27 protein-coding genes and 1 rRNA gene are annotated in these 25820 nt (G+C 58.4%); 15 read left to right on the top strand and 13 right to left on the bottom strand.

Features of this window, described 5'->3' with window-relative positions:
• Together VMS83_RS10420 and VMS83_RS10415 are read right to left on the bottom strand one after the other, a co-directional pair.
• Positions 1 to 340, bottom strand: a 16S ribosomal RNA gene (locus VMS83_RS10420); the annotation flags it as partial.
• An 822-nt stretch (positions 341 to 1162) separates the two neighbouring features.
• Complete coding sequence (locus VMS83_RS10415; RefSeq protein WP_325412518.1) at positions 1163 to 1951, bottom strand: DUF4013 domain-containing protein; 789 nt, start codon at positions 1949 to 1951, stop codon at positions 1163 to 1165.
• A 327-nt stretch (positions 1952 to 2278) separates the two neighbouring features.
• Here VMS83_RS10415 and VMS83_RS10410 point away from each other — a divergent pair, with 327 nt between their 5' ends.
• From VMS83_RS10410 to VMS83_RS10390, 5 genes are all read left to right on the top strand, one after another.
• Positions 2279 to 2884, top strand: a complete 606-nt coding sequence (locus VMS83_RS10410; RefSeq protein WP_325412516.1) for a hypothetical protein — start codon at positions 2279 to 2281, stop codon at positions 2882 to 2884.
• A 44-nt stretch (positions 2885 to 2928) separates the two neighbouring features.
• Positions 2929 to 3945 carry a glycosyl hydrolase family 18 protein gene (locus VMS83_RS10405; RefSeq protein WP_325412514.1) on the top strand — a complete coding sequence of 339 codons (1017 nt, stop codon included), beginning with the start codon at positions 2929 to 2931 and terminating at the stop codon, positions 3943 to 3945.
• Positions 3946 to 4024: 79 nt separating this feature from the next.
• On the top strand, positions 4025 to 4303 hold the full coding sequence (locus VMS83_RS10400) for an AbrB/MazE/SpoVT family DNA-binding domain-containing protein (protein ID WP_325412512.1): 279 nt from the start codon (positions 4025 to 4027) through the stop codon (positions 4301 to 4303).
• 20 nt (positions 4304 to 4323) lie between these two features.
• Complete coding sequence (locus tag VMS83_RS10395; RefSeq protein ID WP_325412510.1) at positions 4324 to 5694, top strand: NAD(P)H-dependent oxidoreductase; 1371 nt, start codon at positions 4324 to 4326, stop codon at positions 5692 to 5694.
• Between the two features lies 1 nt (position 5695).
• Positions 5696 to 6283, top strand: a complete 588-nt coding sequence (locus tag VMS83_RS10390; protein WP_325412508.1) for a hypothetical protein — start codon at positions 5696 to 5698, stop codon at positions 6281 to 6283.
• Positions 6284 to 6324: 41 nt separating this feature from the next.
• On the opposite strand, the gene VMS83_RS10385 is transcribed toward VMS83_RS10390, so the two are convergent.
• From VMS83_RS10385 to VMS83_RS10375, 3 genes are read right to left on the bottom strand one after another with little or no spacing between them, the layout of a single operon-like run.
• On the bottom strand, positions 6325 to 7245 hold the full coding sequence (locus tag VMS83_RS10385) for a ScpA family protein (RefSeq protein ID WP_325412506.1): 921 nt from the start codon (positions 7243 to 7245) through the stop codon (positions 6325 to 6327).
• Entirely contained in the window at positions 7238 to 10678 is a 3441-nt protein-coding gene (gene smc, locus VMS83_RS10380) for a chromosome segregation protein SMC (protein ID WP_325412504.1), read from the bottom strand. The genes VMS83_RS10385 and smc overlap by 8 nt, the downstream gene beginning before the upstream one ends.
• Positions 10679 to 10699: 21 nt before the next feature.
• Positions 10700 to 11263 (bottom strand): DUF7518 family protein, encoded by a 564-nt coding sequence (locus VMS83_RS10375; RefSeq protein ID WP_325412502.1) that lies wholly within the window; start codon positions 11261 to 11263, stop codon positions 10700 to 10702.
• 278 nt (positions 11264 to 11541) lie between these two features.
• Here VMS83_RS10375 and glyA point away from each other — a divergent pair, with 278 nt between their 5' ends.
• From glyA to cofE, 4 genes are read left to right on the top strand one after another with little or no spacing between them, the layout of a single operon-like run.
• Entirely contained in the window at positions 11542 to 12783 is a 1242-nt protein-coding gene (gene glyA / locus VMS83_RS10370) for a serine hydroxymethyltransferase (protein ID WP_325412500.1), read from the top strand.
• Between the two features lie 44 nt (positions 12784 to 12827).
• Entirely contained in the window at positions 12828 to 13664 is an 837-nt protein-coding gene (gene folD, locus VMS83_RS10365) for a bifunctional methylenetetrahydrofolate dehydrogenase/methenyltetrahydrofolate cyclohydrolase FolD (protein WP_325412498.1), read from the top strand.
• Complete coding sequence (gene folP, locus VMS83_RS10360; RefSeq protein WP_325412496.1) at positions 13661 to 14473, top strand: dihydropteroate synthase; 813 nt, start codon at positions 13661 to 13663, stop codon at positions 14471 to 14473. The genes folD and folP overlap by 4 nt, the downstream gene beginning before the upstream one ends.
• The gene (cofE, locus tag VMS83_RS10355; RefSeq protein WP_325412494.1) at positions 14470 to 15240 is read left to right on the top strand and encodes a coenzyme F420-0:L-glutamate ligase; all 771 of its coding nucleotides are present in this window, start codon (positions 14470 to 14472) and stop codon (positions 15238 to 15240) included. The genes folP and cofE overlap by 4 nt, the downstream gene beginning before the upstream one ends.
• Positions 15241 to 15286: 46 nt before the next feature.
• Here the strand turns inward: cofE and VMS83_RS10350 are convergent, their stop codons facing one another.
• The 3 genes from VMS83_RS10350 to VMS83_RS10340 all read right to left on the bottom strand — a co-directional run bounded on the left by VMS83_RS10350 (position 15287) and on the right by VMS83_RS10340 (position 17202).
• On the bottom strand, positions 15287 to 15667 hold the full coding sequence (locus VMS83_RS10350; RefSeq protein WP_325412492.1) for a hypothetical protein: 381 nt from the start codon (positions 15665 to 15667) through the stop codon (positions 15287 to 15289).
• 87 nt (positions 15668 to 15754) lie between these two features.
• Positions 15755 to 16588 carry a class I SAM-dependent methyltransferase gene (locus VMS83_RS10345; protein ID WP_325412490.1) on the bottom strand — a complete coding sequence of 278 codons (834 nt, stop codon included), beginning with the start codon at positions 16586 to 16588 and terminating at the stop codon, positions 15755 to 15757.
• Positions 16585 to 17202, bottom strand: coding sequence for a hypothetical protein (locus VMS83_RS10340; protein WP_325412488.1), 618 nt, complete (start codon positions 17200 to 17202; stop codon positions 16585 to 16587). The genes VMS83_RS10345 and VMS83_RS10340 overlap by 4 nt, the downstream gene beginning before the upstream one ends.
• A 120-nt stretch (positions 17203 to 17322) precedes the next feature.
• Between VMS83_RS10340 and VMS83_RS10335 the strand changes: the two genes are divergently transcribed.
• The gene (locus tag VMS83_RS10335) at positions 17323 to 17976 is read left to right on the top strand and encodes a DUF5591 domain-containing protein (protein ID WP_325412486.1); all 654 of its coding nucleotides are present in this window, start codon (positions 17323 to 17325) and stop codon (positions 17974 to 17976) included.
• A gap of 50 nt (positions 17977 to 18026) precedes the next feature.
• On the opposite strand, the gene VMS83_RS10330 is transcribed toward VMS83_RS10335, so the two are convergent.
• From VMS83_RS10330 to cofC, 4 genes are all read right to left on the bottom strand, one after another.
• Positions 18027 to 18287: a hypothetical protein gene (locus VMS83_RS10330; protein ID WP_325412484.1), complete on the bottom strand. Its 261-nt coding sequence runs from the start codon at positions 18285 to 18287 to the stop codon at positions 18027 to 18029.
• Between the two features lie 66 nt (positions 18288 to 18353).
• Entirely contained in the window at positions 18354 to 18788 is a 435-nt protein-coding gene (locus VMS83_RS10325) for a universal stress protein (RefSeq protein WP_325412482.1), read from the bottom strand.
• Positions 18789 to 18811: 23 nt separating this feature from the next.
• The gene (locus VMS83_RS10320) at positions 18812 to 20653 is read right to left on the bottom strand and encodes an MFS transporter (RefSeq protein ID WP_325412480.1); all 1842 of its coding nucleotides are present in this window, start codon (positions 20651 to 20653) and stop codon (positions 18812 to 18814) included.
• 112 nt (positions 20654 to 20765) lie between these two features.
• A complete protein-coding gene (gene cofC, locus VMS83_RS10315) occupies positions 20766 to 21413 on the bottom strand; it encodes a 2-phospho-L-lactate guanylyltransferase (protein WP_325412478.1) in 648 nt (215 codons plus the stop codon).
• 103 nt (positions 21414 to 21516) lie between these two features.
• Between cofC and VMS83_RS10310 the strand changes: the two genes are divergently transcribed.
• Entirely contained in the window at positions 21517 to 21996 is a 480-nt protein-coding gene (locus VMS83_RS10310) for a GyrI-like domain-containing protein (RefSeq protein WP_325412477.1), read from the top strand.
• An 11-nt stretch (positions 21997 to 22007) separates the two neighbouring features.
• Here the strand turns inward: VMS83_RS10310 and VMS83_RS10305 are convergent, their stop codons facing one another.
• Complete coding sequence (locus tag VMS83_RS10305) at positions 22008 to 23054, bottom strand: hybrid sensor histidine kinase/response regulator (protein ID WP_325412475.1); 1047 nt, start codon at positions 23052 to 23054, stop codon at positions 22008 to 22010.
• A gap of 139 nt (positions 23055 to 23193) precedes the next feature.
• Here VMS83_RS10305 and cofG point away from each other — a divergent pair, with 139 nt between their 5' ends.
• The 4 genes from cofG to VMS83_RS10285 all read left to right on the top strand — a co-directional run bounded on the left by cofG (position 23194) and on the right by VMS83_RS10285 (position 25818).
• Positions 23194 to 24186, top strand: a complete 993-nt coding sequence (gene cofG, locus VMS83_RS10300) for a 7,8-didemethyl-8-hydroxy-5-deazariboflavin synthase CofG (RefSeq protein ID WP_325412473.1) — start codon at positions 23194 to 23196, stop codon at positions 24184 to 24186.
• A complete protein-coding gene (gene purC / locus VMS83_RS10295; RefSeq protein WP_325412471.1) occupies positions 24183 to 24953 on the top strand; it encodes a phosphoribosylaminoimidazolesuccinocarboxamide synthase in 771 nt (256 codons plus the stop codon). Before cofG ends, purC begins: the two co-directional genes overlap by 4 nt.
• Before the next feature lie 66 nt (positions 24954 to 25019).
• Positions 25020 to 25301, top strand: coding sequence for a ferredoxin-thioredoxin reductase catalytic domain-containing protein (locus tag VMS83_RS10290; RefSeq protein WP_325412470.1), 282 nt, complete (start codon positions 25020 to 25022; stop codon positions 25299 to 25301).
• Between the two features lie 28 nt (positions 25302 to 25329).
• The gene (locus VMS83_RS10285) at positions 25330 to 25818 is read left to right on the top strand and encodes a DNA-deoxyinosine glycosylase (protein ID WP_325412468.1); all 489 of its coding nucleotides are present in this window, start codon (positions 25330 to 25332) and stop codon (positions 25816 to 25818) included.
• Positions 25819 to 25820: the final 2 nt, after the last annotated feature.

The following is a 25820-nucleotide window of genomic DNA, read 5'->3' as shown; positions in this document are numbered from 1 at the left end:
TCGCGCCTGCTGCGCCCCGTAGGGCCTGGATTCGTGTCTCAGAATCCATCTCCGGGCTCTTGCTCCCACAACCCGTACCGATTACAGGCTTGTTGGGCCGTTACCCCAACAACAACCTAATCGGCCGCAGACCCATCCTGAAGCGGCGGACCTTTCAACTACAAAGCATTCCAGCATCCATAGTCTATGGGGTATTATCCCCAGTTTCCCGGGGTTATCCCCCTCTTCAGGGTAGGTTGTCCACGTGTTACTGAGCAGTATGCCGAGGTCTTACACCTCTCGACTCGCATGGCTTAATCGAACTCCGATAGCAGTGGCCTCTGGCAGGATCAACCAGAATTCAAATTGTACATACGTACGCACACTAATATCTGAACCTTAATTCGAGGAATTAGCGGTTACTAAACAAATTTCCGCATTGCCAGTATCAACGTCAGAACCAACGCCGGTCATGCCGGGTATTGTTGGATCTCCATCAAAGTTGCGTGTGTTCGTCGTGATTTTCACTTGAACACGGGCTCATAATGTAGGTTTTCTCGGTATTTATACCTTGTTACCTGCATTGTTTTGTGTTCGGAACCAAGCCCCGGTTTGCCGGTCGTTGTTGGTTCTTCACCACACGTTTTTCGTCGTGTTTTGATTTGAACACGGGCTCATAATGTAGGTTGCAGGATTATTTATACCTTGTTGCCTGCTCCCTCTCCCTTCGGACCCGAACCCGCACAAGTGCGGTCTTCGTCGGGTCTTCATCAGAATTGTGGATCACATTATTCCTCAGACAACCATTTAAAGATTATCCCCGAAACACCGCAATTTTCTCCGCTGGCCGGGAGACCGGGCCGGCATTAAACAGGCTGATGGCATTCATTGCAGGCACAGAACGGGATTTCGGGGTTGATTTGGCGGGTTTCGGAAAAGTATCCGCATTGGGAGAAACGGGAACTGATGGGTTTTCCGGAGAAAACGGCAATTTCACGGGATTTCGGGAGAATGGCCCGTCCGGTCAGCGTATCAGAGCCGGATCGGCCATGCCCCGGATCTGATGTCACACGGGATCGCGCAGGAAATTCGCCGGATCTTACCCCACCCTGCGCACAGGTACGCCAGAAAGGTACGTCCCGGAAAAACAAGAGGGTGGGTGCATTCACCGGTTCCAAAAAAATTATACTGCCGGGGCCGGCGCCGGCGGGACGCTGTGATCGTAAACCCGTGAGATGTACCGGGCGGAGAAGACTTGGACAAACGGCATAAGGATGAGCTCGATCACCCATCCCACGAACGGGATCAGCGCAAAAAGGGAGATGATAAGGGAGACGAGGATCACCAGCACCCCCATAATGATGAGGGCGAGGATGTATGAGCCCCAGCCGATCGCCTGGATCGTATTGGTGATTTCGGAGAACCGGAGCCCTTCCCGCATGCTGCCGGTCCGGGCAAACCGCACGGTGCCAAGGGCCGCATAGATTGCGGCGATCACAAGGACGATAAGCCCGATGAGCAGGAAAATGAGACCGGCCGACATCAGTGAGGGCATCGATGCGGTACCGAGCACAGTAGCGGATACGATCATGACAAACCCGACGATAAATAGAATCATGGCCGGGACCAGCCAGATGAAACCGACAATGGTCAGCTTGATCCCGTCAATGAACAGGGAAACCCAGGCATTAAACGAGGGCGGGGGCGTTGTCCCGCGGTAGACCCGGACGATATACCCAGAGACGACAAACGAGAGGAGGAATCCGGCAAGGAAGAGCAGGATGATCTGGGTCCACGGGATGAGTTCCCAGTGGATCTTCGCCCCGGCAATGATGGTCTTCGGGTCGCATACGAACTTAAAGAGGGCAAACGGCAGGCTGCATATGATGAATACCAGCCAGGTAACCGGGTTTTTTACAAGTGCGGTTTTTGCATAGCCGGCCGCATCTGAAACGATAGCTCCGTAATCCATAGTATACCATCCCGGCGGACAGATGATAATATTAGTGGGAAGGATCGGGGCGGGAAGGCACCGGCCCCGGTTCTCCCCGGACAACAGTTATGGTATATGTGACCCCCTTACTAAGACCTTGCCGATCCTGAAGACAGTGGATCGAAATCATCTTCTGAAAAATGGATGTTCAATGCTACTGACCCGTAAAAATGCGCTCACTGTGCAGGGGGTCACACGATCCATTTTTGTTTGAGGGCCAAGGACCGGCTCTGCCAAAATACAGGAAAATGGACAACCCATCTCCCTTTTTCACGTCGAAAAAAACAGGAAATTTTGGAGAGAGTGATGAGACCGGCAGCAGGCCGGCCAAAAACAGTTTTACATGATGTGACCCCCTCACAAACGACCGTCAAGGCTTTCTTCGTCCGGATACGATTACATAAGTATATGCCGGTCTTTATCCCCCGACCCGGATCCCAGAGTGCCAGCCGGGCCTTAGAACGCCCGATCCCCGATATCGCCTCCTTTGACACCCTTGTCAGGAAGCTTGTCCGGTCAAACCCGCTCGGTTGTACCCCGTATTTCTCCATGAGAAAGAACTATCCGCCGGTCAAGGCTGTCCGCGAGATGTATACCGCGAAGTTTGCCTACACGACCCTGTCGGGAAAACGTATCGGGACAAGCTCGGAGGTCTACGATTCTGTCGAAGGTTATGAGACCGGGGTCGCTGCCATGATCTCGAATGTGGCTAACATCTCAGCCCACCGGGGAAAGATCCGGCACCGGAAGGAGGCGGACCTCTTCTCGGCGATCCTGAAATGTCATGACCCGGACGACGGGATCTACTTTGTCAGCCTTGCCCGGAACCGCATCACGGTATCCTCGTATACCCGCGATGCGACCAGGAAAAAGGTCGAGGCGTGGGCGGATTCCCTGCCGGAACTATTATAGGGGACGGTACGGACGATTCCCGTAGATACCACGGACTGCCGGAAATGAAACCAACGCTCCTTCTCATGATCCTTGCAGCGGTGCTCCTTGTTGCTGCAGGATGCACCCAGAGTGCTGCTCCCGCTGCCGGGCAGAATACCCCTGTGGTCAGCGAGACTACCGCCATAGCTCCCGTCTCCCCGGCTGAGGGCAGGGTGATCGCCGCCTACTGGTACCTCTACCCAGACCCGAATGACGATACCTATAACCTGGTCATGGCAGCAAAAGACCAGATCCCGTGGACAAAGATCAACCGCCTCTACATCGGGTTTGCGACGGTAAATGAGGGGGTGCTTACCGATCTGCCCACAGGAAGTTCTGCTGACGATGCCACACGGCGGGCAGAGATGCAGCGCCGGATCCGGGAGATAGTGGCACTCTGCCGCGAGAACAACCCGAACGCGGAGATCTTTATCACCTCCAATTTCGATGAGAAGGAACTGGACCCCCAGTACCTGCAGGCTGCACAGGACCCGCAGAAGTTTGCCGACAGTGCCCTTGCCTACCTGAAGGCATACGATCTTGATGGCTACGATATGGACTGGGAGAGCCACCAGATCGATGATTATGCACCCCAGCTGACCTCGCTTCTCTCGGCCTGCCACGCCACGTTTGCGGCAGCCGGGAACAATCCGCATGGCCGTCCCTACCTGCTGACCTACACGGTATGGCCCGGGGTCGAGTCGCCGCAGACGGTTGCCGCAACACAGGACAGTGTGGACCAGATAAACATCATGTCCTACGGGACCGGCGATAAGTACGATCTCGCTTCTTACGCCGATTCCTATGCTGCTGCCGGCTTCCCGTACGGGAAGATGATCGGGGGAGTTGAGAGTGAATCGGGATATACGGATAATGTCGGGCCTGATACGCAGGCAACGGTGGCAGCCAAGTGTGCCTATGTAAAAGAGCATAACCTTGCCGGCCTCTTCGAGTGGCGCATCGATAACGACATGCGGCCCGACAGCGGTGCCCCGACCTACCAGGTGACCGGCTGGATGTCGGACTGCCTGTCGCAATAACCTCTCTTTTTAGTCTCCTTTGCACCGGGAACTGCTGCGGCAGAAGAATTATATGATAAATCGAACAAATAAGAAAAGTATGAAAAATATGAAACATAAGCAGGAGGAAAACCTGATCGATGAGATGGTGGCCCCACGAAAAGAGAAGACCAGGCATCTCTTCGGCAGCGTAAAAGTCGGGGAGCGGGGACAGGTCGTGATCCCCAAGGAAGCCCGTGAGATCTTTGAGATCAAACCCGGGGATATCCTGCTTGTGCTGGGCGATGTAGAGCGGGGTATTGCGCTGGTGAAGGCCGACACCCTGCAGGATTTTGCACGGAAAATTCTGGAAACCTCCAGCCATCCTTCGGATGAATGAGCCGGGAAGCGGTGACCGCAATGAAGATCCTTGTCCTCAACGGGAGCCCCAAAGGAGAAGTCAGCGTCACGATGCAGTACGTGGTGTACCTCAAAAAGAGATTCCCGGAGCACTCCTTTGAAACTGTCAGCGTGGCACACGAGATAAAAAAGATCGAGAGGGATCCGGCGCAGTTTTCTGCCATCCTCGGGAAGGTCCGGTCTGCAGACCTCGTGCTCTGGGCATTCCCGCTCTACTATATGCTGGTCTGTGCCCAGTACAAGCGCTTTGTCGAGCTGGTCTTTGAACGGGATGCACAGGATGCGTTTTCCGGAAAATATGCCGCTGCCCTGTCTACCTCGATCCATTACTTCGACCAGACCGCCCATGCATATATCCGGGCAGTCAGCGAGGATCTCGGCATGCAGTATCTGGGTGGGTACTCTGCGGCGATGATGGATCTCCTGGAGGAAACAGAACGCCTCCGGTTCGAAAAATTTACCTCCCTCATCTTTGCCGCAATAAAGGAGAAGATCCCGGTGCAGAGGGTAAACCCGCCCCTGGTCCCGACAGACCTCGTCTATGCCCCGAACCAGGAGCAGAAAAGGACAGATTCCGGTACACAGAAGGTAGTCATCCTTACCGACGATGATGGCGGTTCTCCCAACCTGACCGCAATGAGAGAAAGGATCCGGGCCGCTTTTACCGGACCGGTCGAGACCATCAACCTCCGGGAACTGGACATCCGGGGCGGTTGCCTGGGGTGCTGCCAGTGCGGGTACGACAACACCTGCGTATATACCGACGGATACGTGGATTTTTACACAAAAAAACTGGCACCTGCGGATATCATCGTCATGGCCGGTTCCCTCCATGACCGGTACCTCTCCTCGGCTTGGAAACAGTTCTTTGACCGGAGCTTCTTCAAGGGACACGTCCCCGGTCTTCCCGGAAAACAGATTGGGTTTGTGATCGCCGGCCCCCTCGCACAGGTCCCCCATCTCCGGGAGATCCTCTCTGCGTGGGCGGACAGTTCCGGATCCCAGGCATTCTTTGTCACCGATGAGGTAGCGAGCTCCCCTGAACTCGACGGACTGCTCGATACCATGGCCACCCGGCTCGTGCAGGGTGCAGAGGCAGGGTACATACCGCCCCGGACATTCTACGCTACCGGCGGCCACAAGATCTTCCGGGATGGTATCTGCGGACCGATGAAACTGGTCTTCCAGGCCGATTACCGGTACTACAAAAGCCACAGGATGCTCGATTTCCCGCAGGCAGATCTCAAAACGAGGCTTGCAAATGCGATCCTCATCCCGCTGACCCGGATCCCCGGCTTCCGGAAGAAAGTGTTTGCCGACATGAAGTACCACATGGTAGCGCCGTTTAAAGCCGTGCTCGGGGACAGCTGATATGGGATCTCCGGCCGCAGGCAGCAGGGCGGGGATCCTGCTCGGGTTTGTCCCCCTGATTGTCTATGGGCTTCTCGCCGGGCCGTCCGTCCAGAGCAGGATAGTGGCTCTGGGGGCAGCAACGCTGGTCACCGTTGTTGCCGGCTTTCCCGATCTCAAAAAAGGCAGGATCCTGACGTGGGCAAGCCTCGTCCTGTTCGGGGGCCTGCTGGTTGCAACGGTCGGGCTGGCTCAGGCCGGGATCCTCATCTGGAGCGGGGTTCTGATCAACGCAGTGCTTGCGGCCGTTGCGTTTGGCTCGATCCTGGCCGGCGTCCCGTTTACCCTGCAGTATGCCCGGGAGATGGTGGATCCGGCACACCATGACAACCCGGTCTTTCTCCGGGTCAACATTCAGATGACCGGTGTGTGGGGCAGTGTGTTTACGGTTAATGCCCTGCTGAATTACCTCGCACTGGTCCTCCCGGGCCCGGCAGGACAGGCCGCTGCCCTGCTTACCTATGTGTTCCTTGCCACAGGGATCGTCTTTACCCTCCGGTACCCGGTTCACATCAGGAAAAAATATGCTCATGCTTCACCGGGCGGGTAGTAGACCCCGGCCAGCCCCGGCTTTTTGGTCGCTGGATCCCGTCAGGGCTGTTCGTCCGCCCTGACCACGTGGACGTAGATATCCCCGAAGAATTCTTCCTGCCGGAGGGCGCACTGCCCGTCCAGGGCCAAAAAGAGCAGCGGGATGTAGACCTCGGGAAGCCCCCAGCCCAGATCCCTGCAGAGCTCGACAAGCGTGATCTCGGTTGCCGGGTCGGCGTTTGCCAGGCACTCCTCGATCACCTGGCGGGCTGAGTCCTGGTACCCCTCCTCGTGGGCGATGCCCACCACATCATCGGCCTCGATGAGGTAGTCCTCATCGACCGGGGGCAGGCGGCGACGCCTCCGCTCCTCCTTTTCCAGGTTCTTGAGCTCGATGATCAGCTCGAAGAGGGTGACGGGGCTTTTCCGCAGGCTCTTTCTGTCGAGCCGGCGCTGGATCTCCCGTTCCAGCCGCTCGATGGGGCCGAACCGGCCCTCGTCCTCAAAATCAAGCCCCTCGCCAAGATCGAAATCCTCGCCACCCTCTCCTGTGTCCTCGTCTTCATCCGGGGCAATATCCAGCAGCTCGGACTTCATGCGCAGGAGGGTGGCTGCGTAAAAGAGGGTGCGCCCAGAGATCTGGAGATTGAGCTGCCGGCACTTCTCCAGCTCGGTGAGAAACCGGTCGGTCACCTCGATGATGTTGATGTTCCACGGGTCGATCTCGCCCCGTTCCGCAAGCCCGACGAGGATCTCAACCGGGTCCTCGACACCGGGAGGCTCGGGTGCAGCCGGGGCATCCCCGGATGCAGGAGAATCTGAAGGTACCTGTGGTTCCGGGAGAACGGCGGAGGGTGCAATGTCCCCGGGAACCGTTCCGGGCTGCACACTCTCCTGAACCGTATCCTCATATGAGCCTGTCACAGCGTCGCCCTTTGGAGCCGGGTTCGCCCGGCGCCGGTTCTTCTTTGGCTCAGCCATGGACCTTGACTCCGGTAACAAGCGTGCTCTTGTCCGGCCGGCTCGTCACGCCCATGATCCTCTGCGCCGCCTCGATCATGGGCTTACGCAGCGAGACGATGACAAACTGCGACGAGGGAGCGAGCTCCTGGATCATGTTCGCTATCCTTTCTACGTTTGCACCGTCAAGCGACATATCCACTTCATCGAAGGCGTAGAACGGTGCCGGGATATGGTGCTGGATGGAGAAGATAAATGCGAGCGTGGTGAGCGATTTCTCCCCGCCCGAGAGGGAGGAGAGGAGGTGGACTTTCTTGTCCCGGGGTTTGACCGCAAAGGTGAGACCGCCGGTGAAGGGATCTTCTTCGTTCTCCAGCACCAGGTTCCCGCTCCCGCTCGTGAGCCGGGCAAAGATCTCGCGGAAGTTCGTGTCAATGGCCTTAAAGGCGGTCATGAACGCCTCGAACTTCATCTGCTCGTACTTCTCGATCCGCTCGATAAGGTTCGCCCGCTCCTTGGAGAGGGTCTCCTTGCGCTCCGTGCGCTCCTCGACCTGCCGCTGGATCTTCTCGTACTCCTCAATGGCGAGCATGTTGACGGCGCCGATCTTGTGGAGTGCCAGTTCGGCATCGGCAATCTTCCCCTCGATCTCGGTCAGCGTCAGGTCGGTTGTGACCTCCCCGACAATGGCCACAAGGGAGGCGATCTCGTTTGTCAGCGCCTGCGCCCGCTCCTCAAGGGCGGCCAGCTGGATCGTAAAGCGCTCCTTATCGGAATCGAACTTGATCAGTTTCGTCTCCGAGGCATGGATACTTTCGGAGATCCCGGCCCGCTTTTTACGCAGCTCGTCAAGCTCCCCCGAGAACTCTTTCTGTTTCTCCTCGAGTCCCGAGATCACGGACCTGTACGACGCAATCTGATCATTGGATGCAGCCACTTCCGCATCGATCTGCCGGTTCCGCTCATCGAACCGCGCCCGCTCCTCGGCCAGCTCGCCGATCCGGGCATTGAAATGCTGGCGTTCGCGGGAGGCATCGTTCATGTCCGCCTCCTTGTTGCGCAGGCGCCGTTCCGCCTCCTCGATCTCTTTTTTCTTCTTCTCCATCTGGTCGGTGAGGGCCGGGATGTTGGTGTCGTCCAGTTTCTTCTTTATGCCGTCAAGTTTTGCGGTGACTGCGTTGATCGCTTCGGTGACCGCAAAGAGTTCCCCTTCAAGGGTGGCAAGCTCCGCCGCGCTCGTGCCGGTCTCCTCTTTCTGCCGGGCAACTGCTGCCTCGATCGTCTGCTTTTCGACCGTGATCGCCTCGAACCGCCGGGTATACTCCCCGGTGATGGCACCGGCCCGGGCCAGATCCTGGTCGATCTCTCCCCTCTGTGCCCGTTTACCGTCCACCTCCTCGGTCATCCTTTTTACCGCAGCCTCAAGCGTTGCTGCCTCCCCGGACAATTCAGCAAGGCGGGAGCGGATCCGGACGATCTCATCGTCCACGGCAGCACCGAAACCCTTCGCCGGTTTCCTTGACGATCCTCCGGTCATCGCCCCGCTCTTCTCCAGCAGTTCCCCTTCAAGGGTGACTATCCGGTACTTCCCGATCAGCTTCCTTGCCCGCTCGAGTGTATCGACCACCACGGTTGCCCCGAGCGCAATGGCAAAGGCCTTGTCGTACACGGGATCGTAGTCAAGCAGGTTGACCGCGTAATCGATGATGCCCGGCTCCTTGAGGGGAGGCAGCTGCGGGGGTTTGAGCTTGTTGAGCGGGAGAAACGTGACCCGGCCAAGCCGCTCGTCTTTCAGGTAACGGATCGCGTCGGTGGCGATCTGATCGGTATCGCAGACCACGAACTGGATCTTGTTCCCCGCTGCCACGTTGAGAGCGGTTGTGTATTCCGGGGGGGCCCGGCCCAGCTCCATGATGGTACCGTGGACACCCTCGATGGCTTTCACGGCCTCGATCGCTTTCCCGCCCGACTCCCCCCGGGCCTGCTGGGCAGCCTCGAGCCGGATTGCGTCCTGCTCGGCGTCCTTCATCTCGCCGCGGAGCCGTTCAAGGGACGAACGGTGGGCGAAGAGGGTGCTCTCCAGCTCGGAGAGGTTCCGATCAAGCTCTTTTTTCCGGCCGGAAAGATCTCCGATCGTACGCTCGTTCTCTTCAAGCTGTGCCTGCTTGACCGCGAACTCCTCATCGAGCTGTTTCTGGAGCGTGGTCAGACGTTCGAGTTCGCTCGTCCGCATCCGGCTTTTCTCGATGAGGATATCCTGCTGGTGGAGGATCGCGGAACGCTCTCCCTTCTTTGCCTCCGCTTCCTCCATCAGGGCAAAGAGCTGCTGGCGCGCTACCTCCGTATCAGAGGAGTACCGGCGGATCTCCGTCTCGATCTTCTCGACCTGGGCTTTGGCTGTAGCCACTTCCATCGCGATGTTGGTCCGGTCAATGGAAAGAGTCCGGATCTGGTCGGAGAGTTCGGCAACCCGGGCCTCGGCCCGTTTCGTATCGGCAAAGACCCGGTTGATCCCTTCGAGATTTGCCTCTTTGTCCTTTTTGAGCCGGCCAATCGTCTGCTCTGCGAGCTTGATCCCGCTCTTGGCTTCTTCGAGATCAGCAATCAGCTTCAGGTAGTCGGGCCCGCTCTTCTTGTTGATGAGATCGTCGACATCGGCGAGATCGGCTTTGAGGTACGCAAGCTCGTTCTCCTCAATGCCCCGGTCAGCCTCGATCCGGGAAATCCTGATCTTCTGCTCCTCGGCAGAAGAGAGGAGGGTGAGGCGCTCTTTTTCCTTCGCGTGGAGCTGGGCGGCGGAACGGCATCCCTGGAAGAAGGCGAGTTCCTTCTGCCACTTCTGGTATTCAAGGGCATGCTCCCGCTCTTTTTTGAGCTCGTGTGCCCGTTTCGCGAGCTCGATGAGCAGGAGCTCTTCGCGCTCGATGCGCTCCCGTACCACATCGAGCTCGGAGAGCGACTGCTGCTTTTTCGTGTCAAACTCGGAGACCCCGGCGATCTCGTCGATGATCTTCCGGCGCTCGAAGTCGCTCATCTCCATGATCCGGGTCACGTCGCCCTGCATGACGACATTGTACCCGTGCGGGATAATCCCAAACTTCGCGAGGTGGTCGACGATATCGCCCTGCTTGCAGAGCCGGTCGTTGAGGTAGTTATAGCTGTAGTAGCCGTTGCCGGTCCTTTTTATCCGGCGCCGGATCTTTGTCCCGTCCGAGAAGGCAATGGCCACCTCGGCGATGTTCTTTCCGGAGTTGAGGTTGATGAGATCGGTGAGTTTCTCGGCCCGGAGATTGCGGGAGCTCGAGAGTGCGAGCACAAAAAGGATGGAATCGATGATATTACTCTTGCCCGAGCCGTTCGGACCTGATATAACGGTGAAACCCTCTAAAAAGGGAATTTTTGTCTTTTTTGAAAAAGACTTGAAATTGTCTATCTCGAGCTCTGTGATGTGCAAAGATCCGGCTCCCCGTCGTCCTTACTTCTTTGCTGCATCGGACTTGTCTTCTTCGACGGCGTAGATCAGATCGCTCTGCTTGGGCTTGGCGGAGACACCCTTCTTGTTCCGGCCATATCCTGCCGATGCGACGATGTAGTTCTTGTCCCCGCGCCGGGGCTCGAGTTTCATCGTCCCGTCCGGCTGCATGATCATGTCCATCGCGGGTTCGGGGGGGGCCTCCGGCTCGGCGTCAGACGCGCGGGCACCTTTGCGGAACACGACTGTGCTGCCTGCGGCCTGGGACCCTGATGCACCACCGGGTGCGGCCGCGGGTGCCCCTTGGGCGACAGGCTGCACGCGCTTGAGCTCCTGGCGGCTGCGTTCCTCGGTCTGCTTGGACATCTTCATGGCGATGGACTTGAGGTCAAGAAGTTCCTGGGTAAGGCCCTTGACCAGTGCTTCCATCTCATTGACCTTCTTTTCGAGCGCGGCAACGCGGTCCTCGCCGGCACCGCTTCCTGAACTTTCCATCATGTTGACCATTTTCTCCTTTTCGTCAAGTTCGAACTCAAGATACCTGATCTTTGCATCCGGTTGCACCATGCAATACCCGTATATGTTCTGATATATACTGGTGCGGCGCACTCCTTATTAATAATAGTAGTGATCTGCGGATGAGAAAAAAAGGTTTGTGCTTCCTTCTCCCCTCAAAAGAGGGGCAGCCTTCCTGATAATGGGCCGATCCGGGCCCTACGCGCCTTTTCTGGCAGAAAAAATGCTTATATATCCCCACACGATACGACGATGACACTGCAATCCCGCTCTTCCTCGCGCTCCTCCTAAGAAAAGGTATTACCTGATCCAAACGCACGTGTAACCATATGTCGTTTCTTTCCCAAACCGATCCAGAAATAGCAGATATCATCGAAAAGGAACGGCTCCGCCAGACAAACGGGCTGGAGCTGATCGCGTCCGAAAATATTGTAAGCCGTGCCGTGCTCGAGGCAATGGGGTCGATCATGACCAACAAGTATGCCGAGGGCTACCCGGGGAAGCGGTACTACGGCGGCTGCGAGTTTCATGACATGGCGGAGAACCTGGCCCGGGACCGGCTCAAAAAACTCTTCGGCGCCGAGCACGCGAACGTCCAGCCCCACTCGGGTACCCAGGCAAACATGGCGGTTTATTTTGCGTACATGAAACTGGGAGAGAAGATCCTGAGCATGAAGCTCAACCAGGGCGGGCACCTTTCTCACGGTTCCCCGGTCAGCTTCACCGGCAAGTTCTACCAGGTCGCCCAGTACGGCGTTGACCCCGAAACGGAAACACTCGATTACGGCGCCGTTGGTGAGATGGCAAAGAAGGAGAAGCCCCAGATTATCGTCTGCGGGGCATCTGCCTACCCGCGGACCATCGACTTCAAGGCGTTCCAGGAGATCGCCGATGACGTCGGCGCCTACTGCATGGCCGATATCGCCCACATCGCCGGTCTCGTCGCCACCGGCCAGCACCCGACCTCGGTCGGGGTGGTCAACTTCACCACCACCACCACCCACAAAACCCTACGGGGGCCCCGCGGCGGCGCCATCATGTGCAACAACGAGTACGCCCAGGCAATCGACAAGGCGGTCTTCCCCGGCATGCAGGGCGGCCCGCTGATGCACACGATCACGGCAAAGGCGGTCTGTTTCGAGGAGGCCCTCAGGCCCTCGTTTACGGAATACAACAAGCAGATCGTGAAGAACGCGAAGGTGCTTGCCGAGACCCTGACAAACAACGGTATCCGGCTTGTTTCGGGCGGCACTGACAACCACCTCATGCTCATCGACCTGACCAACCAGCACCTGACCGGTCTCGAGGCGGAAGTGGCACTCGGCAAAGCCAATATCACCGTGAACAAGAACACGATCCCCAACGAGACCAAGAGCCCGTTTGTGACGAGCGGCCTCCGGGTCGGCACCCCTGCCGTTACCTCGAGAGGCATGAAAGAGGCCGAGATGCGCCAGATCGGTACCTGGATCGCCTCGATCGTCAAGGATATCAAGAACGAGACGTTGATCAAGAACATCAGCCGGGACGTTACGGCGATGGCGCAGAAGTTCCCGATCTACCCGACAGTATAATAACCTCTTTTCCCATTTTTACTAGGTAGAGGGAGGATACGGCAATGGTCACCATCCTTGACGGGAAATCGGTATCGGAAAAGCGGCTCGAACTCCTCAAGGAAGCGATTGGTGAGTCGGGGCTGTACCCCCGGCTTGCCACCGTGATCGCAGGCAGCGACCCGGCATCGCAGATGTACGTCCGCATGAAGCACCGGGCCTGCGAGCGGGTCGGTATCGGTTCTGTCGGGATCGAGGTCCCTGGTGACGCCACCACGGATAAAGTGCTTGAAGCGGTCTCCCGGCTCAACCGGGATCCGGACATCAACGGCATCCTTGTCCAGCTTCCGCTCCCCGGACGGGTGGACACCGAGCGGGTGATCGCTGCGGTCGACACGGGAAAGGACGTGGACGGGTTCCACCCCACGAGTCTTGGTCTTCTGATGAGCGGCAGGCCCCGTTTTGCTCCCTGCACGCCCAAGGGTATCATGACCCTCCTTGCCGAGTATCACATCCCCGTGGCCGGTGCCCGGGCGGTGGTAGCCGGGCGGAGTATCGATGTCGGGAGACCGATGGCAGCACTGCTCACCAATGCCGATGCGACCGTAACCATCTGCCACAGCAAGACCCGGAACCTTGCCGCAGAGCTCCGGCAGGCGGACATCCTGGTATCGGCAACGGGAAAGGCGCATTTCATCACCCCGGAGATGGTAAAACCCGGAGCGGTGGTCATCGATGTCGGTATCAACCAGCTCAACGGCAAGCTGGTCGGGGACGTGGACTTTGAAGCGGTAAAAGAGGTCGCATCGGCCATCACCCCGGTGCCCGGCGGTGTGGGCCCGATGACAATCGCCACGCTCATGGAGAACACCTTTGCTGCCGCGGTGATGAGGACACCATGAGATCCTGCCGGGTCAACAAACTGGATATCGGCGGAGGTGCGCCTCCCCGCATTATGGGTGTGATCAACTGCAGCGGCGAGTCGTTCTACCGTGGCTCGTTCATCCCCATCGATCTGGTCCACGAAACGGCGGTGGCGATGGTCGAGCAGGGCGCCGACATGATCGATATCGGTGCCCGGAGTACAGCCCCGAACACCCAGCCGATCAGCGGGAGGGAGGAGGCAGAACGGATCGACGGCGCTCTTAAGGAACTGGACGGGAGCGGAATCACCCTTTCCGTGGATACCATGCACCCGGGTGTGCTTGATGTCTGCCTGAAACACGATATTCATGCGGCAAACGATATCAGCGGTTTTGTCTCCCCGGCCTATGCAAAGAAGGTGGCGGACGCCGGTCTGCCGGCCTTTCTGATGGCGACAAGCCAGATACCGGGCGACCCGATCGGGGTAGATGCCACCCTTGCCTCGCTCGAAGAGGTTGTACGGCGATGCGAGACGGCAGGCGTGAAGGAGTACGTCCTTGACCCGGCCATCGGCATCTGGACACCGTTCCGTTCTGTAGAGGACGACTGGGAGCTTTGCCGGCATTTCGAGACGTTCCTGTGCTTTGACCGCCCGGTACTCGCCGCTGTGTCGAGGAAGACCTTTATCGGGATGCTCCTTAACCAGGAACCGGAAGACCGGCTCCCGGGCACCCTTGCGGTCACAACAAAGCTGCTGGAAAAAGGCGCATCGGTCATCCGGACCCATGATGTGGCAGCCACCCGGGACACCATCAGGGTATACGAGCAGCTGGTGAAAGGGACATGAACCCCTCGTTCTCGGTATCCGGCCTCTCCACGGGCATCATCCGGCCCGGCGACCCGTTTACCGACCGGATCATTGCGGCGGCCGCATCTGCTTGCGGCGGATTTTCTGACGGAGACATCCTTGTCCTCGCCGAGACCGCGGTGGCAACCGCAGAAGGAAACGTGGTCCGGCTTGATACGGTCACCCCCTCACCCCGGGCCATGGAGCTCGCGGAGCGGTACCACATGGACCCCCGGACGGTTGAAGTGGTTCTCTCCGAGAGCGATTCGATCGTCGGGGGGATTCCGGGATTTCTGCTCTGCATGAAGCAGGGCACGCTCCTCCCCAATGCCGGTGTGGACGCCTCGAATGCCCCTCCCGGGTGCATTGTTCCTCTGCCAAAAGACCCGGATGGGAGTGCCGTGCGTATAAAAGGTGAGATCTTCCGGCGGTGCCATGCCCGGATCGGGGTCATTGTGGCTGACAGCCGCACGCATGCAATGCGTCTCGGGTGTTCCGGGGTGGCCATCGGATGCGCCGGGATCACCTCCGTTATCGATGACCGGGGGCGCTCTGACCTGTTCGGACGGAAACTGGAAGTCACCAAAAGGGCGGTTGCAGACAATATCGCATCAGCTGCCGAGCTGGTGATGGGGGAGGCAGACGAGTGTACGCCGGCCGCCCTGGTCCGGGGCCTGGGGATGACCATCGGGGACGAGTGCGGCGTTGATACGATCGATGCCGATGAGTGCCTGTTTATGGGCGTTTTCCGGAACTGCTGCCGGTAACTGCCAGTACTTTTCTCTTTTTCGCCCGTATGTCTTTTTGCGGGACCTAGGGCTGGTCCGAGGTTACCGAAGACGTGAAGTTATAGGCACAGTCGAGATCGGCAAATTCGGAGAACGAGAACGTCTCTTTGAGTTTCTGGTGAGGGGCCATCGACGGGATCTCGAAACTCGCTGACTGCGAATGGCAGTACGCGGTGATTGGCATCAGGCTGACCTGGACCTCGATGTTCTCGAATGTTACATTGGTGGGGTTCTCGATCTGGAAATCTGTGGTATAAAAATCGAACGAACCGGTATTGACCGGGGTAAATGAATCGAGGTTATCGCTCATAACCGTGATGGCTGTATTCTGGATCCGTGTTGACGTGCAGCCGGCTCCAAGGATACAGATCACCACCAGCGCAAGAATCCAGATATACCACCGCATACCGCTTTTCACCTGCCTTCACGCCGAGACTCTGTTGATCACTAGTGTACCTGTGATCAGGGAAAAAAGAGACGGCCCGGTGACTGCTCACGCTCCCTCGCGTGAAGCAAGGAGCAGCCGGACCACGGATTCGTCAGTAAATCTCCCGGAAGGTTCCCGATCGAGGAGGCGCCGGGTGAGCCGGTCGCGGAATTCCGCGTTCCGGCCTGCAAGGAGTTCGGGAGCGGCATACGAGGTGCTCAGCTGGAGGCCGATGATCTCATCAACGGTCAGCTCTTCCTGTACCGGAAATACGTATTCCTCGATGACCGGGAACGGGGAGGCCATAAAGATCTCCTCGTGGCGATCCTCCTTCCCGCGTGCCAGCCGCCCTGAGTAATCCCAGGCATCGCCAAGCATCTCGCGGAGCACATCCCCGACCGCACCTCCCCAGCTGTTCCCGAGGTGGGTGAAGAAACTGTCATTCCGGCTGATGCAGGCAATCCCTCCACCGGGTTCGATCAGGCTGTCGAGCGTTGCAAGCACGGCCGGACGGTCCATCCAGTGAAAAGAGAGGCCCATCGTGCAGAGCCGGAAGCGGGGGAGACCAAGGCTGGTCAGGGTACCATCGGACCCGGAATGCCAGGATATTTCCTCCAGGTGCATGGCCGATGCACGACGGTGGCCCTCGGCAAGCATTTCCGGCTCCGGGTCTACGGCATGGACCAGAAAACCCCGCTCCGCAAGCGGGATCGCCATGTTCCCGGTCCCGCATCCGAGATCCAGGATCCGCGCCGGCGGGACGATGCCGGACCGCGAAATGAGGGTGTCGAACACCCCGGGAGGGTACGGCCGCCGGTACCGCGCATAGTAGCCGGCCTTCCCGCAAAAAAGTCCTCTTTTTGTCGGGGCGGAACCGGTGCCGGGGCGCGGCCCGGTCACCGCGATCCTCCGGAAAAACCCGGACGGTCACCGGAGGGGTGGTCCGGCACACGGTGTTCCTCGAGAAGTGCAATGACCCTTGAGGAGTCCTCAACGGTAAATCCGATACGGGGACGTCCGGATTTCAGGGTGGCAACAAAGATCCGGTCTCGCGAGGGCCGGTGAATATCAAGCGGGAACCAGGTCTGCAGGTCCCCGGATCCCCAGATCCGCCATTTACCATTCAAAAGCGAGGGTTCGCTGACCGTGATATGATCGATATCCGCAAAGGCAACCTCGCGGTTATGCCCCAGGGGAAACGAGTACGCGGCAAACGTTATGCCCCTTCCGGTGATAGTGACAAGGCGATCGGTATACAGGACAGCAGGATCAGGAGACGGCGTTTTTCGGGCTGACACCCGGGACGTATCCTGTCGGGTGCGGGACTGGAAGACAAGGAGAATAATCTGCACTACCGGCGCACTGCAGATGACCCCGCCCCCCGCGTAAACCAGTATTTCGGGACCGAAAAAATATCCGACAAGCAGCACGCAAAAACCCAGGGTTACCGTGATAAAACCGCCCAGAAAACAGAGCGTCTGGCTCCTCAGCGTCGGATCAGGGATGCTGTCCATCTTAGGGGGAGATTAGTAGAGAGAATGCTAAAAACCTATTCCTCGTTGCAGTGAGCACAAAAACCCCGCGGACCGGGCGGTTGTTTCATCTCCTGCGTAACCGATTCTTTTACGAAGAACATGGGAACACCCCCGCCAGGAGCAAAGAACGATAAGGACAGACCGTTTCTCACCGATCCCCCGTTTTACCTTAGGGAATTCGAAGACTCTTACCGGTATATCATCAACGAGTACGAGGTGCAGCCCAAAAAAATCGCGATCTTCATGCCCTGCGCAATGCGGAAACCCTACAGCGCGAGCCCGAGCCACCAGCTCATCCGGATGATCATCGGGCAGGTATTCGATGAATCGCAGTACCATATCGTGATCTTCGGGACCTGCGGCATCGTTCCTTCCGAGCTCGAAACCATGTACCCCTATGCGCACTACAAGTACATGCTCGGGAAGGTAAACGATGAGAAGATCAGAGAGGATTTCCTCTCGATAGAGACCGACCGGATAGCAGGGTACCTGGAAAAGACCCGGCACACGTACACGTACCGGATTGCCTATTGTATCGGCCTCTTCCGCGAGGCCCTAGTCCGGGGTGCGGAGAAGGCCGGAGTGAAGATCGACCTCCTGCTCCCCACAAAGGACCGGATTAACCGGGTAATTGAGGAAGAGGAGTGCCGGTTCCAGGAAGGGAGTCTCTCCATGGACGAGTACCTGGGAGAGTTTTGTGATGAGCTCATCCGGTTCCGGAATACACATCCCGGCTGTGCAAAAGAAGACTGACCAGGGCACCGTGCCGGCCCGCCGCTTTTACTGACGGGACGTTCCCTTCTTTAGGACGGAAGGGATTTTGCGATCAGGTAAAATGCGTACAGTGCCGAGGCGATGCCGGCAACGGACAGGACGAGCGCAGCAGCGGGAGAGATGGCTACCCCGTTGAAAGGCAGGGCTTCCTTAACGCAGAACAGGAAGAAGGCCAGTGCAAGGAACCAGCCGTACATCTTCTTCCCGATCACGGCCGCCCGGATTCCGACCATGAATACCAGCACGTCGATCCCGATGAGAACGAGGGTAAACCAGTCAGGAAGGGTCATCAGGTACAGATGGGTGCCGGGTGTTAAAGAAATACCGGGCCCACGGCACAAAGAAAAAGGGAGCCGTTACTTCACTACAAGCACCCTGCAGGGTGCCGAGCGTATGATCTCTTCGGCCACGCTCCCCAGGAGGAGGCGTTCCAGCCCGCGTTTACCCTGGGTGCCGATCACGATCAGGTCAATCTTTTTTTTCGTGGCAAACTTTACGATCTCGGTGGCCGGCCGCCCTTCGAGGAGGGTGGTCTCGACCCGGGTATTCCCGGCCAGGGATCGGATCCGCGCAAATGCCTGCTCTGCCTCGGCGCGGAAGACACTGTAGGTGTCCCCCAGGGGGATGTCCGCCGACATAGTGGAGAACGTCCCCGTATCGATCACGTACACGGCGTAGAGCGTGGTTCCCGGGCTCTGGCTGCCCACGCGGATGGCCTCTTCAAGGGCGGCCCGGTTCTTCTCCGAACCGTCGGTTGCGATCAGGATCCTGTGAAAGAGGGGTTCGGTCATCGGTAATACTCCTGCACTATGTCCTACTGTGAGTTCTCCCCAGATACTTCTTGCGGATCTGCGGCCCCGGCTTCGTCAGGGGCCTCCTCCTCGCTCTCAGCAACGTACTTTTCCCCCCGCATCGCGCAGAGCACTGCGGCCACAAACGAGATCCCCGCCCCGATATAGAACGAAAGGGCAAGGGAGGGCATGAAAGCGGTGGCAAGCGTTGTCGGAAACCAGACCACACCGGTAAGGGTGGCAAGGGTTGCCGGGGCAAGGGGGGCAAGCAGCGCCGGGGAGAGGCCCCCGAGAATCATCTGGACCGGGTTATACCCCAGGAATGCAGCAAAGAGTGCACCGGTCGGGGGGATCGCACCCATGGCGGGGATGAGCGGGCTGGCATTTGCGGCCGAGAGCGCCCCCGCAAGTGCCGGGGGGAACCCGGCCGTGAGCCCCACAACGATGATGGTAAAGAACATCCCCATGGAGAGGACAAAACCCGAGTTTATCAGTGTGGACATCATCCCGGATGTAACACCCCGCTCTTCGGGCGGCACGGAGTTCATGATCGCCGCTGCATTGGGCGAGGAGAACATGCCGTTTCCAATCCCCATGATCAGGAGTGCCAGCGCGAATGGCAGGTAATCGAAGTTGAACGGCAGGATGGCGAGGATCAAGAACGAGATCCCGACGAGCACCATGCCCAGTGTGCTGATCCACCGGGCACCATACTTATCGGAGATGATGCCGGAGAGCGGCCCCATCACCACAAATCCGATGGTGAGCGGCAGCATGTAGACCCCGGCCCAGAAGGGCGTGGACTCAAAGCTGTACCCGTGCAGCGGCAGCCAGATCCCCTGGAGCAGGATAATGAGGACGATCATGACCCCGCCGCGGGCAAGGGCAGACATAAATCCGGCGGCATTGCCGAAGGCAAAGTTGCGGATCCGGAAGAGATCCATGCGGAACATCGGATCCTCGACCCGGGTCTCGATGATGGGGAATGCCACAAGGAGCAGGATCCCGCTCGTGAGCGCAGCGACGACCCACGGGTTTGTCCACCCCATGGAGGATGTGCCATACGGGAGCAGGGCATAGGTGATACCGACAAGAAAGATGGTCAGGCCCCCGATAAAGGAGAGGTTCCCCCAGATATCGATCTTCTGGGTGCGCTTCCCGTAGGCCGGTTCCTTGAGCTTGAGAAAGGCCCAGATGGTCCCGATCACGCCGAATGGCACGCTGATCAAAAAGACATACCGCCAGTGGAAGACCGCAAGGATCCCGCCAATTAAAAGGCCCACAAACTGCCCCGAGAGCGCTGCCACCATGTTGAGGCCCAGCGCCTTTCCCCGTTCATCAGGGGGAAAGGCATCGGTGAGGATCGCGGCGCTGTTGGAGAAGATAAACGAGGCCCCCACGGCCTGGACAATCCGGAAGACGATGAGCTCGATGGCCCCGGCATCACCGGTATCGGGGGTCAGGAAGAGAAGGATGGACCCGAGGGTAAAGATGGCAAACCCGATATTATAGAGCCTTACTCTCCCGTACATGTCCGAGAGCCGCCCGAAGCTGAGCAGGAGAGTGGCAGTGACGATCCCGTAGCCCATCAGGATCCAGAGCAGGTACTGGAACGAGGTGAGCGGATCGATATTGATCCCTTTGAAAATGGCGGGAAGCGAGATTAGGATAATGCTGCCGTTCACCGCTGCCATGAACATGGCAATCGTCGTGTTCGAGAGAGCGATCCACTTGTAATGTGGCTCCCGGGCCGGGGCGGCCTGAGCGCCTGCGGGAAGAGAAGTGCCTTCATCCGATTGTGCAGTCGAGTCCACGGGTTTTTCCACGTCCTGCTGTGTCCCGGAGATAGTGATCCGGCACTCCATGTATAGGGTGCACTATACACTTGAGCCTATAGTATCCCCGGATGCCGTCAGAAGGGGAGGAGATTTGCGAGGTGCCCCGCGGAAAGGGGCTGGCCCGCACCGGAAAAATGAATCAGGTCCGCGGGGAGGCAGCGGATGTCTGCCGCTTCACGCCCACCCGCCCGTTCTCCGCAGCGAGGACAAAGCCAAGCCCTTCGAGATACTTACGGCTGGCGCCGGTCCCATGCGTCAGGATCTCTACAAGGTCTTCTTCCTCGTCGATGTCCGTGTGGAGCAGGAACGAATCGATCACTTCGCAGGAGAGCCCGGCTTCCTGTGCAATCTTTGTGTGCTTCAAAAAACTCATGCCGTAATAATCAACATGGAACTTTGCCGGTTCCCGCACAAAGATCGCGTTGGTCCCCCCGCCGCGACCGGGCACGATCCCGATGTCGCTGGTGGTAGTGACCACCCTCCTTATCGCAGGGCCGGTTGCAAGGGGAAGGTCGGCCATGAGGATCAGGACCGGCCCTGCTGCCTGGGAGAGCACTTCGTTGAGTGCACCGCTCAGGTCCTTGTCGGCGATGGTGACCTGGACATCCTCGGAGTCGAAGAGCTCAGTGGCAACGATCACCGGGCTGCAGTTGGCATCCTTGGCGGCAGCGATCACATCCTCGAGCATGGCGCGGGCGAAGGCTTCCCGTTCCTCCTGGGAGAGGATGCCGGAGAGCCGGCTCTTGGGGCCTGCCGGTTTAAACGGGATCAGGGCATGGGGACACATGTGATACGTCCATATGCAGGACGATCAAAAAAAGGTGCTGATATCTCCCCCACGCTCGTTCCGGGTGCAGGTTTAACAACACCGCTCAGCAATAGTGTACAGCATGGAGGCACCCCCTTACACCACGGTCAGGCTCCCCGCACGGACAGTCATCGGGATCGAGCGCAGGACCTGTAATGCGGACGGCAGGAGTGTGACCGATATCCCGGCCTGCTGGAAGGAATTTCTGACCACGAACGCCGCTGCACGGATCCCCCACCGGATCATCCCGCCGGTGATGTATGCAGTCTATTCCGGTTATGCCTCGGACTGGACAGGAGAATACAGCTATCTTCTCGGCTGCGGTGTGGTAAAAGCAGGGACTCCCCCTAAAGGCCTTGCCGTCCGGCAGATCCCCGCCCAGACCTATGCCTATTTTCCGGCGCGGGGCCGGATGCCGGATGCCGTGGTAAACATCTGGGCCGGGATCTGGGGAACCGACCTGCCCCGGACCTATACCTGCGATTTCGAGGTGTACGACAGCAGGTTCACGGATAAAAAGAAACCCCAAGTAGATATCTACGTGGGTATCCGGGATCCGTAAAAAAGGCTTATTCAGGCTGCCGCCGTTTTCCCGTTCTTCCGGAACGATTCGGCAGGGATATGGATTTCGAACCGTGCCCCGGTGCCCGGCACGCCGGTCTCCGCGATTGTTATCCCGGTGAGCGCAAGCATCTCTTTAACGAGGAAGAGTCCCCAGCCGGTACGCTTCCCAAACCCGCGTTCGAAGATCCGCTCCTTGTTTGCAGGCAGGATACCGGTACCGTTGTCTTCGACAACAAGAAGCCCTCCGGTCTCCTCGTCCCGGACAGAGAAGCGGATCTCCGTTACCTTGCCACCGTGGCGTACGGCATTGTCCAGCAGCTGGGCAACGGCCTTCTCCACCATCGGGTCGGCGAGGATCGTGGCATTCCCGCTGGTATCGGTAATCGTCACTTCCTTGACAGGAACAATATCACGGGCACGCCGGATCACGGAGGAGATGGGCTGCCAGACGGCGGGTTCGGTCCCGAGGTTCTGGTAGTCCTTGGCGAACTGGAACTGCCTCCGGATCTTGTCAAGGGCAAACCGCTCCTTCTCGATATACGATTTCATCGTAGGATCGGTCACCATCATCTCCAGCAGTTCGGTGTATCCGCCGACAGCCGTAAGCTGGTTTAACACGTCGTGGCGGGTGACGCTCCCGACGAGATTGAGTTTCTTGGAAAGCGTCTCGGCCTCGTCCTGCAGCCGGCGTATTGCAAGGGCCTTTTCCACCAGCAGGGAGAGGACCGGGTACCAGGTGTCCGGGGCCCCTGCCATGACAAGGTACTCTGCCCGGTTCTCCACGGCCATGCGGAACGCTTCCGGCTCATAGGCCGCCGCAAGGATGATCGCCGGAAGCTCGATCTTCTTCTCCCGCAGGTGGCGAACAAAGACCAGGCCGTCCTGTCCCTCTTCCCGGACGGCAATTACCACACACGGCCCGGCGGTGATGTTCCGGCTGAGGGTCACCTCAGGGGACGATGACGTGATCACGCGGTAGGCGCCGGTCCCGGCGAGGAACTTTCCGGTAGCAGCGCAGCGGTCGGTCTTTGCATCGATGAGAATGAGGGGGATCACGGTGTATCACGGGACCTTGGTCGAATCCGATGAACATTCTATTTCGCGGGGAACATATAAATGCCATCCAGCAGGCCATGACCCCACAGGGAGACGCCCCGCCGCCAGTGTTTAACATGTACAAAAAGAACCGTACTGTATGCAGCCCCGGGTGGTCACCTACACCAAAAATGTCTTTCTGCCACTCACCAGTGTCTGCCGGAACCGGTGCGGGTACTGCTCGTTCCGCACCCCGGTCCGCGACGGGTGCGTCATGCTGCCGGACCAGGTGGAGGCAGTCCTCGCGCGGGGGCAGGAGGCCGGGTGCACCGAGGCACTGTTCACCTTCGGCGAGCACCCGGAAGAGGAGCCCGGCTTTCGTACCTGCCTGGAACAGACAGGGTATGACTCCATTCTCGATTACTGTGAGGCCATGTGCCGGCTCGCCATCCGGTACGGGATTTTGCCGCACACCAATGCCGGTATCCTCACGTATGGGGAGATGAAACGGCTCCGGCCCGTCAATGCCAGCATGGGGCTGATGCTGGAGACCACCGCACGGATCCCGGCGCACCAGGGATCGAAAGGAAAGGATCCGGAGGTGCGCCTCGCAATGATGGAGGACGCAGGACGGCTGAAGATCCCGTTTACCACCGGCCTGCTCCTCGGGATTGGTGAGAGCGCTCGCGACCGCGAGGAGTCTTTGGTGGCCATCCGGGACATCCATCAGAAATACGGGCATATCCAGGAGATCATCCTCCAGAACTTCTGCCCCAAGGACAATACGCCGATGGCAGCGTTCCGGGTGCCGGAGACACAGGAGATCTGTGATACAATAACGATGGCGCGGCGGATCCTGCCCGATGAGATCTCCATCCAGATAGCCCCCAACCTCATTGACGCATCCCGGCTTATCGGCTGCGGGGTCAGCGATCTAGGAGGGATCTCCCCGGTCACCATCGATTATGTGAACCCGGAGCACCCCTGGCCGGCTCTCGCAGACCTGAGAAAGATCGCAGGGGAGGCCACCCTCCTGCAGGAGCGTCTGTGCATTTATCCACGGTTCATCCGGATGGGCTGGTTCGACCCCGGCCTGCAACCCCTAATAAACCGGCTCGACCAACGTATTAGCAGAGGGAGCGGCCAACCGTGAAGCAGAAAAAACTCCTCTATACCGGGAAAGCCAAATCGGTCTACCGTACGGATGCGAAAGGAACACTGATCGTCGAGTTTCGCGATGACATCACCGCGTTTGACGGTGGCAAGAAGGACACGCTCAAGAACAAGGGCAGTTACAATGCCGGCGTCTCGGCATTCTTCTTCTCCTACCTGGAAAAGAACGGTGTCAAAACCCATTTTCTCGAGATGCTGGACGAGAACCGGATGGCAGTCCGCGAACTGTCCATGATCCCTCTTGAAGTGATTGTCAGGAATTTTGCGGCGGGCTCTATTGTCAGGAACTACCCGTTTGTGGAGGGGAGCCCCCTGAAACCGCCGGTCATCGTGATCGATTACAAGGACGATTCCCGACATGACCCGATGCTCAACGATGAGCTGATCGTGGCCCTGAAACTCGCAACACCGACAGAACTCAAAAAGATCAAGACAATCGCGCTGAAGATCAACACTCTTCTCGTTGGCCTGCTTGCAAAAGAGGGAATCACCCTTGTGGATTTCAAGCTGGAGTTCGGGCGGCAGAACAAGACCATCTATCTCGGCGACGAGATCAGCATGGACTCGATGCGCCTGTGGGACAAAAAAACCGGCGAGTCTCTCGACAAGGACGTGTACCGGTTCAACAAGGGTGACGTGATGGCGACCTACAACCGGGTGGCGGCACGGATCACCAGGGCGCCAAAAACCGCATCGGCGGGAAAGAAGGCCAAATCATCGAAAAAACCCGAAAAACGGACCCGGTAAGAATTCCACAACACATAAGTGGTCCAAAGAAAATACGCGTGTACCAACCAGACGGGGTGATCTGTCATGACTGACGATGCGGAAACGGAAGCAGATATGCTCAAATGGGCGCATGCGATCGCCCGCAAGAACGGATGGATACTCAATCCTGACGAAGACCACCTCAATATCGTGATCCGGGGGCTGGTACGGAACAAGAAGAAGTTCGGGAGGCCCTACTGCCCCTGCCGGCTGCGGAGCGGCGACGAGGAACGTGACCGCGCCATCGAATGCCCGTGTGTCTACCACAAGGACGAGATTGCAAAGGACGGGCACTGCCACTGTCTCCTCTATTACAAAAAACCATAGAACATCCTTCTTTTTTGGTATTGTCTCTATGACACAACCCGCCCCCGGCCTTTCTCCGGTCACCGGCAGGGACCCGGAAGTCCTGATTCTTGGCAGTTTCCCCAGCCGGATGTCGCTTGAAAAAGGCGAGTATTACGGGAACCCCAAGAATCAGTTCTGGAAGATCATGGAGCAGTTGTTCGGGATCGATCCAGACCTTCCCTATGCTGCCCGTACCGCCCTCCTCGCAGAACACCGGATCGCCCTCTGGGACGTACTCTGCAGCTGCAGGCGCGAAGGGAGTATGGACACTGCGATCCGTGACCCGGTCCCGAACGATATCCGGGGATTTATTGCAGCGCACCCGACCATCCGGTGCATCGCACTGAACGGAGGCACTGCCGGCCGCTACTTTAACCGATTGAACCCGGGGCTGCCCGGCCTTGTCCTCCCCTCGACCAGCCCTGCCTATGCCGGCATGCCCCTCGCAGAAAAGATCCGTCACTGGGCACGCATCTGCCCCCGGTCAACAGTCTAAAA

The organism is Methanoregula sp., from assembly GCF_035543475.1.
GTDB lineage: Archaea > Halobacteriota > Methanomicrobia > Methanomicrobiales > Methanospirillaceae > Methanoregula.
The sequence above is the reverse complement of the archived record's forward strand: the minus strand, read 5'-3'. Positions and strand labels throughout refer to the sequence as shown.

Coding starts and splice junctions, on each gene's coding strand:
- folP (WP_325412496.1), top strand. CDS start 13,661: ATGAGATCCTGCCGGGTCAACAAACTGGATATCGGCGGAGGTGCGCCT.
- VMS83_RS10375 (WP_325412502.1), bottom strand. CDS start 11,263: ATGGTGCAACCGGATGCAAAGATCAGGTATCTTGAGTTCGAACTTGAC.
- folD (WP_325412498.1), top strand. CDS start 12,828: ATGGTCACCATCCTTGACGGGAAATCGGTATCGGAAAAGCGGCTCGAA.
- VMS83_RS10390 (WP_325412508.1), top strand. CDS start 5,696: ATGGGATCTCCGGCCGCAGGCAGCAGGGCGGGGATCCTGCTCGGGTTT.
- VMS83_RS10415 (WP_325412518.1), bottom strand. CDS start 1,951: ATGGATTACGGAGCTATCGTTTCAGATGCGGCCGGCTATGCAAAAACC.
- VMS83_RS10335 (WP_325412486.1), top strand. CDS start 17,323: ATGGGAACACCCCCGCCAGGAGCAAAGAACGATAAGGACAGACCGTTT.
- VMS83_RS10410 (WP_325412516.1), top strand. CDS start 2,279: ATGAGACCGGCAGCAGGCCGGCCAAAAACAGTTTTACATGATGTGACC.
- VMS83_RS10325 (WP_325412482.1), bottom strand. CDS start 18,788: ATGACCGAACCCCTCTTTCACAGGATCCTGATCGCAACCGACGGTTCG.
- VMS83_RS10405 (WP_325412514.1), top strand. CDS start 2,929: ATGAAACCAACGCTCCTTCTCATGATCCTTGCAGCGGTGCTCCTTGTT.
- VMS83_RS10320 (WP_325412480.1), bottom strand. CDS start 20,653: ATGGAGTGCCGGATCACTATCTCCGGGACACAGCAGGACGTGGAAAAA.
- cofE (WP_325412494.1), top strand. CDS start 14,470: ATGAACCCCTCGTTCTCGGTATCCGGCCTCTCCACGGGCATCATCCGG.
- cofG (WP_325412473.1), top strand. CDS start 23,194: ATGCAGCCCCGGGTGGTCACCTACACCAAAAATGTCTTTCTGCCACTC.
- VMS83_RS10400 (WP_325412512.1), top strand. CDS start 4,025: ATGAAAAATATGAAACATAAGCAGGAGGAAAACCTGATCGATGAGATG.
- VMS83_RS10330 (WP_325412484.1), bottom strand. CDS start 18,287: ATGACCCTTCCTGACTGGTTTACCCTCGTTCTCATCGGGATCGACGTG.
- VMS83_RS10350 (WP_325412492.1), bottom strand. CDS start 15,667: ATGCGGTGGTATATCTGGATTCTTGCGCTGGTGGTGATCTGTATCCTT.
- VMS83_RS10385 (WP_325412506.1), bottom strand. CDS start 7,245: ATGGCTGAGCCAAAGAAGAACCGGCGCCGGGCGAACCCGGCTCCAAAG.
- VMS83_RS10290 (WP_325412470.1), top strand. CDS start 25,020: ATGACTGACGATGCGGAAACGGAAGCAGATATGCTCAAATGGGCGCAT.
- VMS83_RS10310 (WP_325412477.1), top strand. CDS start 21,517: ATGGAGGCACCCCCTTACACCACGGTCAGGCTCCCCGCACGGACAGTC.
- glyA (WP_325412500.1), top strand. CDS start 11,542: ATGTCGTTTCTTTCCCAAACCGATCCAGAAATAGCAGATATCATCGAA.
- VMS83_RS10395 (WP_325412510.1), top strand. CDS start 4,324: ATGAAGATCCTTGTCCTCAACGGGAGCCCCAAAGGAGAAGTCAGCGTC.
- VMS83_RS10285 (WP_325412468.1), top strand. CDS start 25,330: ATGACACAACCCGCCCCCGGCCTTTCTCCGGTCACCGGCAGGGACCCG.
- cofC (WP_325412478.1), bottom strand. CDS start 21,413: ATGTGTCCCCATGCCCTGATCCCGTTTAAACCGGCAGGCCCCAAGAGC.
- VMS83_RS10340 (WP_325412488.1), bottom strand. CDS start 17,202: ATGGACAGCATCCCTGATCCGACGCTGAGGAGCCAGACGCTCTGTTTT.